Origin of the sequence: Allofrancisella inopinata (assembly GCF_012222965.1) — a bacterium.
In the GTDB taxonomy this organism is placed as follows: Bacteria; Pseudomonadota; Gammaproteobacteria; order Francisellales; family Francisellaceae; genus Francisella; species Francisella inopinata.
In genome coordinates this window covers 1,345,260-1,361,582 of sequence record NZ_CP038241.1, presented here as the reverse complement: position 1 = coordinate 1,361,582, position 16,323 = coordinate 1,345,260, and the positions used below count along the sequence as shown (strand labels likewise).

Sequence of the window (16,323 nt, the reverse complement as noted above, 5' to 3'; positions counted from 1 at the left end):
TTTATTAGTGTTTTATTTTAGATAATGACTCATAACAATATTCTTCTAATGACAGATAGCTATAAGCATTCCCATCCTTTTCAATATCCAAAAGATACTAGCTACTTGCACTTTTATCTAGAAAGTAGAGGTACTAATAATACTGATTTAGGTCATCAAACTAAATTCTTTGGGTTGCAATATTATATTAAGAAATATTTGTCTCAACCAATCACTGAGAATATGCTTGATGAAGCTGAAAGCGTTTTGAAAGTTCATGGACTACCATTTCAAAGACACGGGTTTGAAAAAATAATCAAAAAATATAATGGCTTTTTACCTGTACGTATTAGAGCTGTTAAAGAAGGAAGTGTAGTTCCAGTACATAATGTTTTAATGACTATAGAAAGCACAGATGATGAGCTTTTTTGGTTACCTGGATTTTTAGAAACTTTATTGTTAAAAGTTTGGTATCCAACTACTGTTGCTACTATTAGCTTTAATATAAAAAATCTTATAAAGAAATATTTGTTAGAAACGGCAGACAGCTTAGATAAGCTTGGATTTATGCTACATGATTTTGGTTATAGGGGAGTTTCATCAGAAGAATCTGCGGGTATTGGGTCAGCAGCACATTTAACTAACTTTTTAGGTACAGATACACTAGCGGCGTTGCCATTTTGTAAACAGTACTATTATGAGAATATAGCAGGGTTTTCAATACCAGCAAGTGAACATTCAACCATGACTAGTTGGGGTGAGGGTGACCAGTGTGAATACCATGCTTTTGAAAATATGATAGAGCAGTTTGGAGATAGTAGTATGCTATACGCTTGCGTTTCAGACAGTTGGGATTTTAAACAAGCAATAAAAAGCTGGGTAGATTTAAAAGATAAAGTAAAAGCTAAAAAAGCAAACCTTGTAATACGCCCTGATTCAGGTGATGCAGTTAAAAATATTATTTATGCTTTAGAAGAGCTAGAAAAAGGCTATGGTAGCACTGTTAACTCCAAAGGTTATAAAGTAATAAATAAGGTAAGCCTAATACAGGGAGATGGAGTTAATATCAAATTGATAGAGGAGGTATTAAGCTCAATGAAAGAAAAAGGATATTCAGCTGAAAATATTGCTTTTGGCATGGGTGGAGCTTTGTTACAAGGTAATTTTGAGTCATCTGTAAATCGTGATAGTTTTAAATTTGCAATAAAATGTTCAGCTATAAAGCGTGGAGATAAAGTTATTGGAGTACTAAAAAATCCTAGTACAGATCCTGCTAAAAAATCAAAAAAAGGTAGGTTAGACCTTATTAAAAATACTGATGGAAAGTATGAGACTATACACCTTGATGAAAATTATCAACTTGGGCAGTATCATCCTGATAGTCAGCTACTAACTTATTATGAAAATGGTCGTATTACTCTTGAACAAACCTTAGCTGAAATACGTGTACAAGATAAATTTTAAACATTTGTTAGTATTTTGGTAACGATAAACCTAAAAAATGTTTAAATTACTTAACTCCTAATGAGATATATTTTGGAATCAGTATAAATATTGAGACTACAATCTAGCATTATAGAGACTGTTGCACGCTGGAATTAGATGGGTGGTAACAAGACTTCGCTAATAATCATGACGTTGTGAAACTTTACAGACACAAAATATTTCTAAGTTTACATTAAAAATAATTTTACTGCTTGTATTTTTATTTAACTTTATGTATAAATAATTTATAACTAATAAGATTAGTGGAAGAGTTTAATGTACTTTCACCCACATGAGAATAATAATGATATAACTATAGAGCATTATGAAAATAAGATATTAACAAATTTGCCAGATAAAGATGCGAGCGTGCTTTGTGAGTTGGTGTATGAGAGCTCCGTGTTAGAAATTATAGCTGGTTCCGGTGATACTTCTTTAGCTGATTCAATTTATCAAATACCGACAAAATTAATTCCAAAGATTGAAACTTATTTATCCCCAGACGTAAAAGATGCCTTAGAACAATACCCTCATCATTACTATCCAGTATTAGCAAAATATAAGTTAGTAGCTACAAGTTTAGATTTTGTATCAAAGACCCAATCAAGTTTTTTTGGCACAGCACCAAGTTATTATGCAATTGTAGTGGCTAATGTTAATGACAAAGAGAATAAAGGTATTTACGTTATTAATAGAGGTACTGATAAAGGTTGGGATTATTGGTCTGATCTGAAAATGGGTCGCGGTAAATTAATACCAAGTGCTGAAATCATCCCGCATATGATAGCAGGTATAAATTTTACACAAGAAGTATTAGCTAAATACCAAGTAAGAAGTATCGGTTTTAGTGGTCATAGTTTAGGTGGCTCAATAGCACAAATCCAAAGTATAAGATTTTTTGATTATAAAAAAGGCTTAAGCTTAGCGCCTACTAAGTGTTTTGAGCCTTTTGGAACTAAGTCAGAGGTTGATCCAAGTTTTGGTTTTAGGTTTAAAAATAAATATTATTATTCTGATATTAACTTTTGGAAGGGTTTTCGTTCTCAAGTATGTAATGTGGGTATAGATTGGAAATGTAATAGTTGGCAAGAACTAAGTGATAGATTAATCCAAAAGTATCAAAGAAATGCTAAACTTATAGCAAACAATATTAAGAATTTTATAAGGCAAGGCGATATAATAGCTGAGTTGTCAGCGCAAATAGGTGATTCAATAAAATTAACAACAAACATTAATAATAATTACTATAACTATATACCGCAGCAAACTAGTGGATTAATAGCTGTACCACAGTTTTTATTTGAGTTGTTAAGAAGATTAACTATACATAAGATAAGTTGGTATAGGTATAATGCATATGCTGAGAATGGTGACTTAATTCCTAATCGGATCGATAAGAAAAATGTAAAAATATTTAAGTTTTCAGCAAGTTATAAAGATATACAAAGTTTTAGAGAGGCATTTGAGGATGATAACTAAGATTTCAAAAAAGTTTTTTATTTTAACTTTGTTGTTAAGTATTATGTTGCTCACATCATGTGCTAAATCATTATGGCTAGGTAGTAAGCTCAGCGATAAAGCAACAAAACAGCAACAAGAACAAGTTAAGCAAGAAGTTATGGAACTTCTTGAGAAAGAATATAATCAGCCATTTAAATTATTAAATTATAAGTATGAATATAAAAGACATTATGATTTAGGTGGTAATTGCCACTATTGTGATGTTGTGAAATATGGTACATATTATTTCAAAGTACAAGCTCTAGACAATCCAATTATTGTTATGGATTTTAGAATTGATGATATTAATAAATCATCAACCAGTGAATTGATAGAGGGTTTTAAAAAGGACCTGTTAGCTAACCTGTATTGTGGAATAGGAGTAGCTGATTATTATATAAAAGTTAGAAAAGAAAAAATTGTAGTAGACCATGAAAACTTAGAAAAAGCAGAAAAGTATTGCCAATCTAGAAATCAACAGGAGCAATATACTTTTTTCAAAAAAACATATGAAAAAGCAAAATAATATGCTTTAGTGATCTTAGTTTATGAGTCCTAGTAGTGTGAATTCAAATGATAAAATTTTTGTGTAAAAATAACTTAAACTTAGCGCCTAATGTGCTTAATGAGTTGCTTTTAGAATCAACCTAAACATTGAGAGGAACAATTTAGCAAACATTAAACTTAAATAGCCCCTCTCTTCATAGTCTCAAAGAACTCTTCATTTGTTAGTGTGCCTTTCATTTTTTCAGTTAAGAATTCCATAGCTTGAACATCTTCCATCCCGCCAAGAATCTTACGTAAAATCCAAAGTTTCTGTAATTCTTCTGGAGTAGTAAGTAGCTCTTCTCTACGCGTACCAGACCTATCAAAACTAATTGCAGGGTACACACGGCGCTCAGCAATCTTACGATCAAGGTGTAGCTCCATGTTACCAGTACCTTTGAACTCCTCGAAAATAACCTCGTCCATTTTAGAGCCTGTTTCTACAAGGGCTGTAGCAATGATTGTTAGGCTACCACCTTCAGCAGTGTTCCTAGCAGCCCCAAAGAACCTTTTTGGTTTTTGTAAAGCATTTGCTTCAACACCACCAGATAGCACACGGCCAGATGCTGGTGATACAGTGTTATAAGCTCGTGCAAGCCTTGTAATAGAGTCTAGTAGGATTACAACATCTTGTTTATGCTCAACTAGTCTTTTAGCTTTTTCTATCACAATTTCAGCTAATTGAACGTGGCGTGCAGCAGGTTCATCGAAAGTACTAGCTACAACTTCACCACGTACTGAACGTTGCATTTCAGTTACTTCTTCAGGACGTTCATCAATTAAAAGCATAATTAAGTTACATTCAGGATGGTTTTTAGCAATTGAGGTTGCGATATTTTGCATCATAATTGTTTTACCAGTTTTAGGTGGTGCTACAATCAAACCACGTTGACCTTTACCAAATGGGGCTGCTAAATCTATAACTCTGGCTGTGAGATCTTCACTAGAACCGTTGCCGATCTCCATGGTTAGCCTTTCTTTAGCATACTCTGGCGTTAAGTTTTCAAAAAGAATCTTTTTTCTAGCAAGCTCAGGAGAATCAAAATTAACGCTATCGATGTGTTTAACAGCAAAGTATTTTTCGCTATCACGAGGAGGGCGAATTTTACCAACAATACTATCACCAGTGCGTAGGTTTAGTTTTCTAATAAAAGCAGGTGATACATAAATATCATCTGGACTAGCAAAGTATGAGCTATCAGAAGATCTTAAAAAACCATAACCGTCTTGTAAAACTTCAAGAATACCTTCACCATAAATATCCTCGCCATTATCAGCATGGTATTTTAAGATAGAGAAAATAAGTTCTTGTTTTCTTGCACGTAGTGATTCAAGATCTAAGCTTTGAGCTATATCCATTAGCTCGTTTACAGATTTATACTTTAATTCATTTAAATTCATTCGTGATTCTCTGTTTGTATATATTGTAAATAATAATAGGTTGAACGAAGCTATGACTTATAGATACTTATCTAAGATTGATACAAGTTGACTTTTTTGTACTACACCAACTTTAGTTTCTTTGTGTCCACCATCTTTAAAAACCATAAGAGTAGGAACACCACGAACGGCAAATTTTGTTGCAGTTTCTTCATTATCATCAATATTTATCTTACAAACTTTGATTTTATCACCGTAGTGTTCAACTACTTGATCAAGTATAGGAGACAGCATTTTGCATGGCCCACACCAAGGAGCCCAAAAATCTAATAAAACTGGGATATTGCTGTTTAACACTTCATCTTGAAATTGGCTGTCTGTTATATTGATGCATTTTGACATAATTTTGTTTTTCCTTTATTTTAATACATTGATTTTATAAAAAGCTGATTTTTGTAGGATTACTTTAAACTAGTTATGAATTTGTTTTTTATATAAAGACTAGTCTAGTTGTTAAATTTATAATGTTCATTATAAACAAAAAAACTCTTCAAACAAATTTTTTTAGCTATTTTGCTGATATTTTTTTATAATGAGTAATAGTAACAAAAGTAGGTTTTAAAAATGTCTAAGATAGTGGCTACCATAGATTTAGGTTCAAATAGTTTTCACATGCTTATAAGTGAGATCAAAACTAATGGTGAGGTAGTTACACTCTCTAAACAAAAACAAAAGGTACAACTAAGAGCAGGATTAAATAATAATCTTACAATAAGTAAAGAGGCGCAAGACCGTGCTATTGAATGTCTAGAGTTTTTCGCAAAGGAAATAAAAGCTTATAATGTAGAGTACATTAGGGCTGTAGGAACTTATACTCTAAGGAAAGCCAAGAATAACATTAAAGGATTTAAAAAAAGGCTTGATAAGGCATTAGGCACAAAAATAAAAATTATTTCAGGTGCAGAAGAGGCAAGATTAGTTTATGTTGGTGCTAGAGATAACCAAGATATCCGCCAGAAGACTTTAGTTATAGACATCGGAGGTGGCTCAACTGAGCTTGTAATTGGTAGAGGTAATAAAATACTCATAGCGCGTAGCTTGGATATGGGTTGTGTGGGGATGCAGAAAGATTTTTTTGGCAATGATAAGTTGGATTTTAGTAATTTTTACGCAACAGTTGCTAGAGCTAAAAAGATATTAGGACCGATTATTCTTAAATATAAAAAAGTGGGTTGGGATGTGGTATTAGGATCTTCTGGAACAATTACATCAGTAACGAATATTTGCCAGCAAATGACAGGGTCATCAGCTATTACTAAAGACTTTCTGAACAATTTGATCACCATGATGATGGATAAAAAGGAAGTTGAAAATATCAGCTTTGAAGGTTTGCGTGAAGACAGAGAAAGTGTATTAGCTGGTGGTGTGGCTATTCTATATGCGATATTTGATTGTTTGGGAGTTTCTCAAATGAATTTATCAAATGGTGCAGTACGAGAAGGTATGCTTTATGAGTTAGTTAAGAGTAAGTATAAGATTGTTATAAACTAAATTGAAAATAGTAAGTAAATTATAATGAAAAATTGTCATTCCCACGAAAGTGGGAATCTTTTAAATCATAGCCAATAGTAAAGAGATTCCGGTACAAGCCCGGGATTGTAAGTTAAATTCTTAGTATAATGTTTACTAAGGAGTTAAATCAGAGCTGTTTAATAGTTTTGATTATAACCCAAGCGACCGTCCCGGAATAGATTTAAACAATCGTCGTCATCAAGGTACTTGGGTTATCTCCTTAATACGTTTGGATAGTTGCTTGGTTTTAACGACCGTTTACAATCGCAAACATTTATAAACATACTAAGGAGATACTTGAAATGTATCATAATTTTATCGGTATTGATATATCAAAGAATGATTTTGTAGTAGCAATTCATGCTAAGAAAAAGACTTTTAAATATCTTAATAACTTAACTGGTTTTGATGAGCTTTTATCAGATCATCCTATACTCAAGGATAATTCTTTTGTAGTTCTTGAAACTACTGGAGGCTATGAAAAAGCTTTACTTGAGTATTTAATAGCTAAGAATATAGTTGTTCACAGAGCTAATACTAGAGTAGTTAAACATTTTATTCGTTCTACAGGTCAATTAGGTAAATCAGATAATATTGATGCTATTGGACTAGCTAAATATGGGTATGAAAGACACCGTGATCTAGAATGTTATCAACCTAATGATGATAAAATGCAGAAGCTTATAAAATATATTCTTAGAAAACAAGATATTAAAAAACAGTTAGTAGCTGAAAAAAATAGATATCAAGCACCAGACCAAAAATGTACAAAAGACTCTCACCAAAGAATGATAGGATTCTATAAACAAGAGATTATGATTATAGAAAGTTATATAAATAAGTTAGTCGATGATTGCCAATACTTAGTAAAAGCTAGAGATCTATTAGTTAAAGAGGTTACTGGTTTAGGAAATGCTACAGCCACATCTTTACTTGCTTTGATGCCTGAGTTAGGAAACTTAAACCGTAAACAAATAGCTTCTTTAGCAGGAGTAGCTCCATATCCGTATGAAAGTGGTAAGAAGGTTGGTTATAGAAAGACTTATGGTGGTAGAGCTGATTTAAAACCTATATTATTTATGTCAGCATTAACTGCTGCTAGAAGTAATGGTAAGCTTGGAATATTTTATAGAGATCTTGTTGAAAGGGGTAAAAAGAAGATGGTAGCACTTGTAGCTGTTATGAGAAAAATTATAGTCATTGCTAATGCTAAAATTAGAGATCTAAAAAGAGATTTGAAGGTCTTATAAAGAAATTAGCAACATAGTTGATGACACAACATTTTAGATTCATTACATGTTTTTATAGGGCTTAAAATATGAAACACATTCCACTAGCTGCTAGATTGCGACCACAAAATATTGATGAAGTAGCTGGGCAAGAGCATTTACTTACTGAAAATGGTGTTTTAACCAAGATATTTAGTAAAGCTGATAGTGTTTGTTCTCTAATCTTATGCGGCAAAACAGGTGTTGGTAAAACTACTGTTGCAAGGATTATAGCTAAATCAAAAGACTTGGAATTTTTTGAATTATCAGCTGTAGACTCAGGAGTGAAAGAGGTTAAAAAAATAATAGCTGATAACGAGCATTTAGATAGTTTTGTTTTATTCTTAGATGAAATTCATCGCTTTAATAAATCTCAACAAGATTTGCTTTTGCCGTATGTGGAGTCAGGAAAAATAATTTTAATAGGAGCTACTACTGAGAATCCAACTTATTACTTAAATGATGCTTTAATCTCCCGAGTGTTTATACTACGATTAAAAAGACTAGATCAATTAGGTACGCAAAACTTAATTCAAAGGGCACTAAAACAAGATGCTATACTTTCAAAATATAATATTTCTTTAGAAAACGATCTTACTGGCGCGATATATAATTATAGCGAAGGCGATTGTCGTAAGATTCTAAACTTAATAGAAAGGATGTTTTTGATTAGTGAGCATTCAGATACTATTGTTTTCAACAAAGAGTTGTTTGATAAGGCTATTGGTGAAACAACTAGAGATTTTCACCGTGATGGTAAAGAATTTTACGAGCAATTATCAGCTTTTCATAAGTCTATAAGAGGAACAGACCCAGATGCAGCTATATTTTGGTTAGGATTGATGTTAGAAAATGGAGTAGATCCTTTAGTTATAGCTAGAAGAATGCTTTGTATATCTTCTGAAGATATTGGTAATGCTGATCCACAAGCTTTAAGAGTCGCGCTAGATGCTTGGAACGCTTATGAGAAACTAGGTATGCCTGAAGGTGGGTTAGTTTTATCTCAAGCAGCTATATACCTAGCAGTAGCACCTAAAAGTAATGCTTGCTATAAGGCATATAAGAAAGCTCTAGAGGTAATTAAGAGTAAAGGAAATATAGATGTTCCTCAACATCTTAAAAATTATAAAGACAGCAAATACTTATACCCTCATGATTACCCAAACTCGTATGTGAAGCAACAATATTTACCTGTAGATATAGATCAGCATTTTTATACACCTACAGCAAATGGTTTTGAAAGTAAGATTAAAACAAAGCTTGATAGTATAAATAAAATAAGGCTCAATTAATCTATTAAAAAATTGAATTTATGTGTTATAATCTTTGGAATTGAAAATATCTCTACATAAATATACTTGGTTTCTCAACAACTATGGCTATAGAAAATTTACTACACCCTACTAATATTAAGATAAATGACTACGGTAAAAATGCAACTAAATTCTCTTTTGAAGCGTTAGATAGAGGTGCTGGTTATACTCTCGGTTTTGCCTTAAAGCAGACTATGCTTTACTCTATTGGCGGGGCGTGTATTACTAGTATCAAAATTAACGATGGTAAAGTTACTTCTTTGGAAGATATAATTCCATGTGAAGAAACTGTTGCTGATATTATCCTAAATGTTAAAGCTCTTGCTGTAACATTAGCTGATAATGTAGATACAGGAACTATTATTTTTGATTTATCAGGTTCTGCTGAAGAGATTTTTTCTCAAGAAGCTAAATTAACTGAAGGTTTGACTATAAATGAAGATGTGTTTATTTGTAGCTACATAGGTGGTAAAAAACTTAAAATAGAAGCTAAAGTTGAAAAGGGCGTTGGCTATAGACCAGCATTAGAAAGTTTCAAAGATGGTGAATTTTTGCTAGATGCTACTTTTTCACCAGTCACTTTTTGTGAGTTTGAAGTTAAAAACGCCCGCGTTGGCAGACGTACAGATCTTGATAGTTTAGGTTTTGATATTAAAACTAATGGTAATATAACTTCTCAAGATGCTTTAAGACTAGCAGCTGCTAAGATTCAAAGCCAATTAGTTAATGTGGTTAATGTTGATGAAATAAACCAAGGTGTTTTTGTAGAAGACCCTACTAAAAATATTGATCCTTTATTGTTAAAGCACGTTGAAGAGTTGAATCTAACAGCAAGATCCTCAAACTGTTTAAAAGCAGTAAATATTAGATATATAGGTGAACTTGTACAAAAAACAGAAACAGAGTTACTAAAAGCACCAAATTTTGGTAAAAAATCTTTAAATGAAATCAAAGATAAATTGGTAGAATTGGATTTATCTTTAGGTACTATCATAAATAATTGGCCAGAAGGTTTATAATAGTTTATAATAAAACAACCATTCATTGCCGGAGTGGTGAAATTGGTAGACGCGCCGGATTCAAAATCCGGTTCTGGCAACAGAGTGCCGGTTCGAGTCCGGCCTCCGGCACCATCTTATATCTCTAACATTTCTCGACACTAATTGAGCTACGTCAAAAATTTATATTTAAAGTAGTATATCTAAAACGTTATTAAAATTAAAAAATAACTAGTTGTATAAGCTTCATAACACCAGTTATAAAAGGATCCATAATATAAAATAAAAGATTTGAGCCAGCAAAAGGGATGATAATTAGTACCAATAGGATAATAAACCCATAGCGTTGGTAGCTATTATATTTATAGGCTGCGTTAGGTGATAAAAATGCTGAAATAACTTTACTACCATCTAATGGTGGAATTGGTAGCAAGTTTAACACCATTAAAACTACATTTATCATCACACCATATAAAGCCATGCTCTGAAAATAAGGATGTAAAGTTACGTATTTGGCAACTAAAGCCCAGAGTGAAGCCATTAGAAAATTTGTCATAGGACCAGCTAGAGCAACTAAAGCCATATCTGAACGAGGATTTTTAAGCTTACTGTAATCAACAGGTACAGGTTTTGCCCAACCAAAGATAAAAGGAAAGCCAGCAGTAAGTGATGATAATAACATAAGCCCAGGAACTAGAATTGTGCCTATTGGATCTATATGAGGTACAGGATTAAGCGTTACACGACCAAGCATATAAGCTGTATTATCTCCACGTAATTTTGCTACAAGCCCATGAGCAGCTTCATGCATAGTTATAGCAAATATTAGAGGAATACCAGCCATTAAGATAGTTAAAAGTAGTTGATTTATATCCATGATTAATAATTATTTTTTAAATGTTAAAAGAATTATAGTACTTGTTAGGGTAAATATGAAGCTGTAAGATATTTAAAGAAACATAAGTAGGGACAATCTTATTGATGCAACCATTAGATATAAAGGAAATGCCTTTAACCGGTCGCCATATTATAGAAGCTAGTGCTGGTACTGGTAAAACTTATAATATTACAGAACTATACGTTCGCTTATTATTGGAGAAAAACCTTTTACCTAAGAATATCCTTGTGATGACATTTACGAAAGATGCTACTCAAGAAATTATTGGTAGAGTAGAAAGTAAAATTAGAGAAAAGTTAACAACTTATGATAATAATCCTTCAGAGCGTAAGCACCTAAAAAAAGCACTTTTAGAAATAGATGAAGCCGCTATTTTTACTATTCATGGATTTTGTAAAAAAGTGCTTAGTGAGCAAGCTTTTGCAAGTGGTATGGACATGGATGTGTCTATGGAAGTTGATACATCCGAGCTATTATTAGAAGCCACAAGGGAATATTTTCGTAAATATATCAATTCTAATGAAGAAAAGTTTAATCTGCTTAGGTCTACAAATTGGCACACTCCTGAAAGTTTTATAAATGGATCTGGTCAAAACTCTAAAGGTTTCAGGGAGGTTATACTTTCTAGTAATGAAATTGAAGCTTTATCTTTTGAGGTTGTTGAAAAACAATTATATGAAGAGAGATTAAAAGTTTTTAAAGGAGTTTCTATTCATAGTGATTTTATATTTGAGAGATTAGTAAATAACCACAGTAAGAAGAATGAAAGAGAACAAGAATGGAACATTATAAAAGAATGGTGTTTAAGTTATAAATTAACTAGTGTTCCTAAAGAGCTTTCGTCTTTCATACATGGTAATCGTTATAGAGGTTTAAAAGAAGAGTTTGAACCAATTTTTTGTGGTTTAAAGGTACTTAAAGATAAATATACTAGAGAAATCAAGGATATTGACGCTTACAAGCAGGTTTTCAAAGCATATGTTTTGGCAAAACAAATGTGTTTAGATATTAGAGAAAGTTTTAAAAAACTTAAAGCTAAAAATGCTGTGTTAGACTTTGATGATTTGATTATAAAGTTACGAGATGCTCTAAGAACTTCGCAAGAGTTAGCATTATTTTTACAAAAAGAATACCCTGTAGCACTAATTGATGAATTTCAAGATACTGATAATGAGCAATATGAAATATTAGATACTATTTATCCCCTTGAAAATGAAAGAGTACTTTTAGTGATGATAGGTGATCCTAAACAGGCTATTTATAGATTTAGAGGTGGAGATATCTACACCTATCTAAAAGCTAAGCAAAGTGCAAAATACATTTGGACAATGGACACAAACAGGCGTTCTACTACTCAGATGGTAGCAGCTTATAATAGATTATTTTATAAGAGTGATATTTTACCAACATCTAAAGATTATAAAGAAGATGTTTTTAGTCAAGGTATTGGTTATCAAGTAATCAAAGCTGTTAAAACTTCAAGTGATAGATGTTTTGACGATAACTTAGCAGCAATTAACTATTTTCTTTATGACCCAAAGCTTGAGGATGCTGAAAAAAAACTAACGATAGATAATTTAAGATTACAACTTGCTAAGTGGACAGCAAGTGAGATAGTTAAATTATTAAAAACTCAAAAAGTCCAAGAGCAAGATATAGCCATATTGGTACAAAACTTAAATCAAGCTAAACTTATTACAGAAAACTTAAAGGAAGTTGGTCTTAGTTCGGTATATTTAAGTGAAAGAAGTAATATTTATGCTACTGATGAGGCTTATCAATTATACGCTTTACTAAAAGGTCTTAACAATTATCAGGACCAAAAACTTCTAAAGCAAGCTTTGGCTACGGCATTTTTTGGTAAAACGGCAGATGATTTTATAGATTATAGAAACCTTGATACAAGTTTGAAATGGCAACAAACGATTCAAAGAGTCAGACAGTTAAGACAAATATGGTTTACTCAAGGTGTTATGGCTTTAATTATGGAGCTTTTGCATAATGATTTCATTAATCGAGAGTTTAAAAAGGAGAGAGTGCTCACAAATATTTTACATTTAGCAGAATTAGTAAAGATTGCTGAAAATAAATATAAATCTAAAGATCAGCTTATTAACTGGCTAGAAAGACAGATAAATAATCAAAGTTCATCAAGTCAAACTGAGCTTAGGTTAGAAAGTGATGAAAAGCTAATAAAAATAGTTACTATTCATGGCTCTAAAGGCCTTGAATATCCTGTAGTTTTTGTACCATTTGCTAGTGATGCTAAACTAGAAAAAAATTCTCCTATAAATAAAATTAGTATGCTTGAGAAAACTTACTATCAGATTGGTGAAGCCCAGTTAGTCACGGAAAACATTCGATTACAAGTCTTAGAAGAGGCTATGAGGCTTTTATATGTAGCAGTTACTAGAGCAGTTGATAGATGCTATATTGGAGTTGCTAATTTTAATAAGTCACAATATAGTCCATTAGCATTATTTTTGGAGTATACAGAAACCGCTGGCTGGAAAGATAAGATTCAAAAAGTGACGAATAATCCAAATAATTATAGTGAGTTAATAACCTTTGATGAGATCGATTTTATTGAATATAAATCTAGAAATAGCTCTATAGATTTAGATGAGCTTGTAGCAAAAAGATTTACAAAAAAGGTTGAAAAAGATTGGCAGTTAATGTCATTTTCAAGTATTACTAGATCAATACATACCCAATATGAACAGCCTTTAGATTTTAAAATTGATGAAGCAAAGGAAGATGATAAAGGTACTAATACTAGTTTAGAACTAAGATTTAGAGCGACCAAAGGAGCTGATACAGGTAATTTACTACATAATGTACTTGAGTTAAGTGACTTTAGTAAGCCTTTAGATGATCAGATAATAAAAGAACAAATGATGACTTATAGGGTCATAGAGGAAGCTGATTTTGTCCATTTAAAGGCTTGGATAGAAGAGATTGTACAAGCTGATATTCCAAACTTATATAAAAGAGATAATTATTTCAAGTTACAAAATTTAACTATGGAAAGAACCTTAAGAGAGGCTGAGTTTTATTTGCCTGTAACGAATGTATCACTATTTAAAAAAGATATTTACCAAGTTTTAGCTAAGTATAGAAATTCAAATAGTTTAGAGTGTGATTACCAAAGATTATTTGGGATGTTACATGGCTTTATAGATCTTATATTTGAGTATGAAGGTCGTTTTTATGTGGCTGATTATAAAACTAATTACCTAGGTGATAAAATAAGTGACTATAATCAAGAAGCTATGAAAATAAAAAATCAGCAAAGCATGTATGATTTACAATATTTAATATATGGTGTAGCACTACACCGCTTTTTACGACAAAATCTAGAAAATTATGATTTTGATAAAAACTTTGGTGGAGTGTATTATTTTTATTTAAGAGGTTTCAAAGATGGATACGGTGTTTATAGTGTTATTTTAGAAAAGCAAATTGTTTTAACCTTAGACAGTTTGTTTGGGGAGAATAATGGTTTATAAAAGTTTAAAAGACTGTCAAAGCTATTTATCAGACATACAGGCTATAGATTATTTTCTTGCAAAAGAAATTTCTGATTTTTTAAACAATGATGACGCTGATATTTTTCATCTTTTAATCGCTTTAAGCGAAAGTTATAGACAAGGTCATAGCTGTTTAGATTTGGCTGAGATAGCAGATCAAACTTTATGGTCTGAGCCTCAACAAGATACCTTCAAAGTTGGTTATAAATTTGAAAGCTTGGCTAAGTTACAGCAAAAAATTGAAAGCTTGAATCTTGCTAGTAAAGAATATCCAATAGTTTATAAATTTGATTGCTTATATTTTAGAAGGCTATGGTTATATGAAAAAGAAATTGCAGAAGTTGTATCCAGTAAATTAAAACTAGACCTTAAAAATTTAGATTTTGAAAAAGCTAAAAAAATATTAAAAGAGTTATTTGATAAGTCTGAGGCTATTAACTACCAAAAGGTAGCAGTAGCAAATACCCTTGTTAGAGGTTTTAGTATTATCTCTGGAGGCCCTGGTACAGGTAAAACTACTACTATTATGAAACTTCTAAGTGTTTTAGAATATATAAATTTAAATTCTAAGTTAAACGTTCGAATACTAGCTCCAACAGGCAAGGCAACTAATAGACTGATAGAATCATTAGAACTAGATCAACTTAATGTCAAAACTGATATAGAAATTATGACGGTACATCGGTTTTTGGGTGTGCGAAATAATTCTTTTAAACTTAAATACCATAAAAACAATCTAGCTGATTGCGATGCTTTGATTATAGATGAGGCATCTATGCTTGATATAGGCTTGTTTGTGAAAATTCTTCAAGCGATTAAGCCTAATTGCAAACTTATATTGGTTGGAGACGTTAATCAACTACCTGCAGTAGAAGTTGGTAATTTATTAGTAGAATTCACTAAAATAAAAGGTGTTAGAGATAATCTTAATGAGACTAAGAAAGTTATTAGCCAACTAACTGGCTACTGTGATTTTGAGTTGATTAATGAGTGTATCATATATTTACAAAAAAATTACCGTTCAAACAAAGCAATATCCGAATTTGCTAACAGTATAATTAATGAAAATTATCAAAATTTGTATCCCAGAAGTAATATTTATGGTTCAATAAACTTCTATTCACTTAGTAAGCTAGACATTGTTTTATCTGATTTTGTTCATAAATATTATATCAAACTTTCGAAACTTCAAGACGTTAAAAAATCTTTTGAAATTTTAAAATCTTTCAGGATATTGTTGGCTAATAAAAATACTCAGATAGGAGTAGATAACTTTAATAAGAAAATAGTAAAACTTTTAGGTAAAAAAGGTGCTGATTATTATGATGGTAAGCCGATTATGATAACAGAAAATAATTATACTCTAGGCGTTTTTAACGGAGATATTGGTTTGGTTTATAATCAAGAGGTTTATTTTGAAAATTCAAGTACTGATTTTAAAAAAATAAATATATCTCTGCTACCAAAGCACGAAATAGCATACGCGATGACAATACATAAAACTCAAGGTTCTGAGTTTGATGAAGTAATGCTAGTTTTGCCTCAAAAAGCAAATAAAATTCTTTCAAATAAGCTAGTTTATACTGGCGTAACTAGAGCTAAGCTAACTGTTACTATAGTTTCAGATAAAGAAATATGGGAATATGCTACCACAAACAATCCAAGCAGGTTTTCTAATATCTCTAAATTAATAGATTTAAATATGCTCAAAAAATAATGTAAAATATTGAGTATATATAAGTTATGTGTTATAAATAAACATATGTGAGAGGCTTTTTGTTAAGTACCTACTCAAAATTGAATAAACTATGAGGAGATGTATCATGAAAAAAATTACATTAATCGTTCTAATAT

Annotated in this window: 12 protein-coding genes and 1 tRNA gene; 10 read left to right on the top strand and 3 right to left on the bottom strand. The window is 31.5% G+C overall.

Annotated elements, in window-relative coordinates:
• Positions 1-24: 24 nt before the first annotated feature.
• The 3 genes from E4K63_RS06230 (at position 25) to E4K63_RS06220 (ending at position 3,490) form a co-directional block, all read left to right on the top strand.
• Entirely contained in the window at positions 25-1,443 is a 1,419-nt protein-coding gene (locus E4K63_RS06230) for a nicotinate phosphoribosyltransferase (RefSeq protein WP_133942301.1), read from the top strand.
• Between the two features lie 297 nt (positions 1,444-1,740).
• Complete coding sequence (locus E4K63_RS06225; protein ID WP_179965697.1) at positions 1,741-2,943, top strand: lipase family protein; 1,203 nt, start codon at positions 1,741-1,743, stop codon at positions 2,941-2,943.
• A complete protein-coding gene (locus E4K63_RS06220; RefSeq protein WP_179965696.1) occupies positions 2,933-3,490 on the top strand; it encodes a hypothetical protein in 558 nt (185 codons plus the stop codon). Before E4K63_RS06225 ends, E4K63_RS06220 begins: the two co-directional genes overlap by 11 nt.
• A gap of 158 nt (positions 3,491-3,648) precedes the next feature.
• Here E4K63_RS06220 and rho read toward each other — a convergent pair whose 3' ends face one another.
• On the bottom strand, positions 3,649-4,911 hold the full coding sequence (gene rho / locus E4K63_RS06215) for a transcription termination factor Rho (RefSeq protein WP_133942554.1): 1,263 nt from the start codon (positions 4,909-4,911) through the stop codon (positions 3,649-3,651).
• Positions 4,912-4,968: 57 nt separating this feature from the next.
• Positions 4,969-5,292 (bottom strand): thioredoxin, encoded by a 324-nt coding sequence (gene trxA / locus E4K63_RS06210; protein WP_035721249.1) that lies wholly within the window; start codon positions 5,290-5,292, stop codon positions 4,969-4,971.
• A gap of 222 nt (positions 5,293-5,514) precedes the next feature.
• Between trxA and E4K63_RS06205 the strand changes: the two genes are divergently transcribed.
• From E4K63_RS06205 to E4K63_RS06185, 5 genes are all read left to right on the top strand, one after another.
• Positions 5,515-6,441 carry a Ppx/GppA family phosphatase gene (locus tag E4K63_RS06205; RefSeq protein ID WP_133942553.1) on the top strand — a complete coding sequence of 309 codons (927 nt, stop codon included), beginning with the start codon at positions 5,515-5,517 and terminating at the stop codon, positions 6,439-6,441.
• Positions 6,442-6,764: 323 nt separating this feature from the next.
• On the top strand, positions 6,765-7,712 hold the full coding sequence (locus tag E4K63_RS06200) for an IS110 family RNA-guided transposase (protein ID WP_179965679.1): 948 nt from the start codon (positions 6,765-6,767) through the stop codon (positions 7,710-7,712).
• Positions 7,713-7,780: 68 nt separating this feature from the next.
• On the top strand, positions 7,781-9,022 hold the full coding sequence (locus E4K63_RS06195; RefSeq protein ID WP_133941129.1) for a replication-associated recombination protein A: 1,242 nt from the start codon (positions 7,781-7,783) through the stop codon (positions 9,020-9,022).
• Between the two features lie 83 nt (positions 9,023-9,105).
• The gene (locus tag E4K63_RS06190) at positions 9,106-10,062 is read left to right on the top strand and encodes a DNA-directed RNA polymerase subunit alpha (RefSeq protein WP_133941127.1); all 957 of its coding nucleotides are present in this window, start codon (positions 9,106-9,108) and stop codon (positions 10,060-10,062) included.
• Positions 10,063-10,089: 27 nt separating this feature from the next.
• Positions 10,090-10,176, top strand: a tRNA-Leu gene (locus E4K63_RS06185).
• An 85-nt stretch (positions 10,177-10,261) separates the two neighbouring features.
• On the opposite strand, the gene E4K63_RS06180 is transcribed toward E4K63_RS06185, so the two are convergent.
• The gene (locus E4K63_RS06180) at positions 10,262-10,918 is read right to left on the bottom strand and encodes a site-2 protease family protein (protein ID WP_133941125.1); all 657 of its coding nucleotides are present in this window, start codon (positions 10,916-10,918) and stop codon (positions 10,262-10,264) included.
• A gap of 104 nt (positions 10,919-11,022) precedes the next feature.
• Between E4K63_RS06180 and recB the strand changes: the two genes are divergently transcribed.
• Positions 11,023-14,448, top strand: a complete 3,426-nt coding sequence (recB, locus tag E4K63_RS06175; protein WP_133941123.1) for an exodeoxyribonuclease V subunit beta — start codon at positions 11,023-11,025, stop codon at positions 14,446-14,448.
• Positions 14,438-16,186: an exodeoxyribonuclease V subunit alpha gene (gene recD, locus E4K63_RS06170; RefSeq protein ID WP_133941121.1), complete on the top strand. Its 1,749-nt coding sequence runs from the start codon at positions 14,438-14,440 to the stop codon at positions 16,184-16,186. The genes recB and recD overlap by 11 nt, the downstream gene beginning before the upstream one ends.
• The last annotated feature ends 137 nt before the right edge of the window (positions 16,187-16,323 follow it).